Source organism: Bradyrhizobium sp. P2_E8 (assembly GCF_056403875.1).
The window spans coordinates 1-3,687 of record NZ_JBFUES010000776.1 but is presented as its reverse complement, the minus strand read 5'-3'; the positions used below and the strand labels follow the sequence as shown (position 1 = coordinate 3,687).

At 65.9% G+C, this 3,687-nt stretch carries 4 protein-coding genes; 3 read left to right on the top strand and 1 reads right to left on the bottom strand.

Translation table 11 applies throughout. From position 1 onward, the window contains the following. The first annotated feature begins 47 nt into the window (after positions 1-47). From AC1D00_RS31575 to AC1D00_RS31565, 3 genes are all read left to right on the top strand, one after another. Positions 48-488 (top strand): EamA family transporter, encoded by a 441-nt coding sequence (locus AC1D00_RS31575; protein ID WP_404557099.1) that lies wholly within the window; start codon positions 48-50, stop codon positions 486-488. A gap of 65 nt (positions 489-553) precedes the next feature. Beyond that, positions 554-1,822, top strand: coding sequence for an MFS transporter (locus AC1D00_RS31570; protein ID WP_477013357.1), 1,269 nt, complete (start codon positions 554-556; stop codon positions 1,820-1,822). Between the two features lie 25 nt (positions 1,823-1,847). Continuing rightward, positions 1,848-3,107, top strand: a complete 1,260-nt coding sequence (locus tag AC1D00_RS31565; RefSeq protein ID WP_477013356.1) for an arsenic transporter — start codon at positions 1,848-1,850, stop codon at positions 3,105-3,107. Between the two features lie 8 nt (positions 3,108-3,115). Here the strand turns inward: AC1D00_RS31565 and AC1D00_RS31560 are convergent. Beyond that, on the bottom strand, positions 3,116-3,687 hold a 572-nt coding region (locus tag AC1D00_RS31560; RefSeq protein ID WP_477013355.1), incomplete at its 5' end, for an MFS transporter.

Here is a 3,687-nt window from a genome sequence, read left to right as displayed (position 1 = left end):
CAATGACGGCGCTGGCGCGCCGTCCTAAAGCAACGGAACTTGATGACATGAAACCCGCCCTTCTCTCCGCCTGGCAGACCTGGGCGCTGCTGTCCGCTTGCTTCGCCGCGCTGACCGCGATCTTCGCCAAGGTCGGCGTCGAGAACATCAATCCGGATCTGGCGACCTTCATCCGCACCATCGTGGTGCTGCTCGCCTTTTCGGTGCTGCTGTTCTTCACCGGGCAATTCGCCGTGCCCTCGGCGATCTCGTCCAGGACCTGGCTGTTCCTGGTRCTGTCGGGGCTCGCGACCGGCGCATCCTGGCTGTGCTATTTTCGCGCGCTGAAGCTTGGCCCCGCCACGCTGGTGGCGCCGATCGACAAGCTCAGCGTCGTTCTGGTTGCTGTCTTCGCGTTCGCCTTTCTCGGCGAGCGTCCGACAACGCAGGGCTGGGCGGGGATTGCCATGATCGGCGCCGGCGCGGTGCTGCTCGCGGTGAAGTTCTGAAGCGGAACAAAGGTGCCGTGACCACCGTTCCTGCCGGGGCGCTTCTCGCCTCGATCGAGAGACCGATGTCGAGCCAAGACCCCGATCAGGCAAGGCGGGCCGGCCGTGCGCTGGATGCGGCCAACTTCTTCCTCGCCGACGTCCGCGACGGGCTTGGACCCTATCTTGCCGTCTATCTCCTCACCGAGCAGCACTGGGACGAGGCGCGCATCGGCCTCGTGATGTCGATTGCAACATTCGCGGGTATCGTGGCGCAGACACCGGCCGGCGCGCTGGTCGATGCGACCCGGGCGAAGCGGCTGGTGATGGTTGTCGCCGCGATCATGGTGACGCTTGCATCGCTGTCGCTGCCGTTGTTCCCCGGCTTCGTGCCGGTCGCAATCTCGCAAGGCATCGCGCAGGCCGCAGCCGTGGTCTTTCCACCGGCGATCGCCGCCGTCTCGCTCGGCATCTTCGGCCATGCCGCTTTCACCCGGCGGATCGGCCGCAACGAAACTTTCAACCATGCCGGCAACGCGGTCGCGGCGGGTCTTGCCGGCCTCTCCGCCTTTTGGTTTGGCCCGACCGTGGTGTTCTACCTTCTCAGCGCCATGGCGATCGCAAGCCTTGTCAGCATTCTTGCAATCCCCGAACCGGCCATCGACCACGACCTCGCCCGCGGCCTGGACGACGGCGATACACGGAGCGAACAGCCGTCCGGGCTCGCGGTGCTCCTCACCTGTCGCCCCCTGCTCGTCTTCGCGATCTGCGTCCTGCTCTTCCATCTCTCCAACGCGGCGATGYTGCCGTTGGTCGGCCAGAAGCTCGCGCTCCAGGACAAGAACATGGGCACCAGCCTGATGTCGGCCTGCATCGTCGCGGCCCAAGTGGTGATGGTGCCGTTCGCGATGCTGGTCGGCGCGAGAGCCGACCGCTGGGGCCACAAGCGCTTCTTCCTCGCTGCGCTGCTGATACTGCCCATTCGGGGAGCGCTCTACACGCTCTCCGACAATCCGTTCTGGCTGGTCGGCGTGCAGCTTCTCGATGGCGTCGGCGCCGGTATCTTCGGGGCGATCTTTCCGGTGATCGTCGCCGACCTCATGCGCAACACTGGCCGCTTCAACGTCGCGCAGGGCGCCGTCATCACCGCCCAGAGCATCGGCGCGGCGCTGTCGACGACGCTTGCGGGCGTCGTCGTAGTCGGCGCGGGTTACAGCGCGGCGTTCATCACGCTCGGCGCGGTCGCTGCGATCGGCGCGATCGTCTGCCTTGTCGCCTTGCCCGAGACGCGGCGTGGAACCCTGCGGCCGAAGGGGAAGACAGCGCCACCGACATCGGCTATCGCTGCCAAATGAACCCATTCCACCTCAAGGATTGAACGTGCCGACCGCGCCGCATGAGGCCATCTGGGCCTGGAGCATCATCGTCGCCGCGACCGCAGGCGTCATCATCCGGCCCTTTCGCCTGCCCGAGGCGGTCTGGGCCGTGATCGGCGCTGGCGCGCTCGTGCTGCCCGGCTTGCTGCCGTGGCAGGATGCGCTCGTTGGCATCGAGAAAGGCGTTGACGTCTATCTCTTCCTGATCGGCATGATGCTGATCGCAGAACTGGCGCGGCTCGAGGGCCTGTTCGACTATCTCGCCGCGCTCGCGGTGGAATATGCAGACGGATCGCCGCAGCGGCTGTTCTTGCTGATCTATCTCGTCGGCACCCTCGTCACCGTGCTGCTCTCGAACGATGCCACCGCGATCGTGCTGACACCCGCCGTCTATGCCGCGACGCGCGCGGCCGGCGCCAAGCCGCTGCCTTACCTGTTCGTCTGCGCCTTCATCGCGAATGCCGCAAGCTTCGTGCTGCCGATCTCCAATCCGGCCAACCTCGTCGTGTTCGGCGCGCGCATGCCGCATTTGACAGAATGGCTGCGCCTGTTCGCCCTGCCCTCGGCGGCATCGATCCTGCTCACCTATGTCGTGCTGCGCCTGACCCAGCACCGCGCGCTGAAGGAAGAGACCATCGCGCGCAGCGTGCCGCATCCGAAGCTCAGCCGCGGCGGCAAGCTCACAGCCGTGGGCATCGTCGCGATCGGCGTCGTGCTGGTGACGGCCTCGGCGCTGGACAAGCAACTCGGCCTGCCGACCTTCATCTGCGGCGTGGCGACGGCCGCGATCGTGCTGCTGCTGAGCCGGCAATCGCCGCTGCCCGTGCTGAGGGGCGTGTCATGGAGCGTGCTGCCGCTGGTCGCCGGGCTCTTCGTGATGGTGGAAGCACTGGTGAAAACCGGCGTGATCGGGCAGCTCAGCGCACTGCTGCATCAAGCCGTCGCGCAATCGGTGCCCAAGGCGGCCTGGAGCGTCGGCATCGCGACCGCAATCGCCACCAACATTGCCAACAACCTTCCGGTCGGCCTCGTCGCGGGCTCGGTCGCCGCCAGCGATCATCTGCCCGCGCCTGTCGTCAGCGCCATCCTGATCGGCGTCGACCTCGGCCCCAATCTGTCGGTAACGGGGTCGCTTGCCACCATCCTCTGGCTGGTCGCGCTGCGTCGGGAGAAGATCGAGGTCGGCGCCTGGCCGTTCCTCAAGCTCGGCATGCTGGTGACGCCGCCCGCCCTGATCGCGGCCTTGGCAGCCGCGATCAGGTAGCTTCCATACTAGTCGTTCTCGTAGCCGTAGACTTCCGGYAGGATGAAGATCGCAGCGAGCAATCCGATCATCGGGAAGATCGCGACCATCAGCGTGGCATTCGCCTGCCCGATCGCAGCGAACACCGTCGGGAACAGGAAGATCGCCAGGAACGACGGCAGCTTCACGAACATGTAGGCGAAGCCGCTGGCGGTGCCGCGGTACTTCGGCTTGGCGACCATGGTCGGGATCGTCATGCAGTTCGACGCGTCCCAATAATGGCCCCACAACATGGCGGCCGCTGCGAACGGCAGCAGGATCTTGTTGTCGGTGTAGAGCGCGAAAGCCGCGACCAGGAGCGATGCCAGCACGATGCTGAAACCGGCGATCGCGATGCCGCGGTGGCCGATCTTCGGCGTCAGGAGCGGACCGACCCAGCCGGACAGAGCGGCGAAGCAGAACAGCGCCATCGTCACCAGGTTGATGCCGAGCACGCTCGACACGCCGACCATGACAAAGAGCACCGGCAGGTAGAACGCAAAGGTCGAGAACTCGCTGCCTTGCGCAAAGCAGGCGATCCAGCCGTAGACAGTCGCTCGCC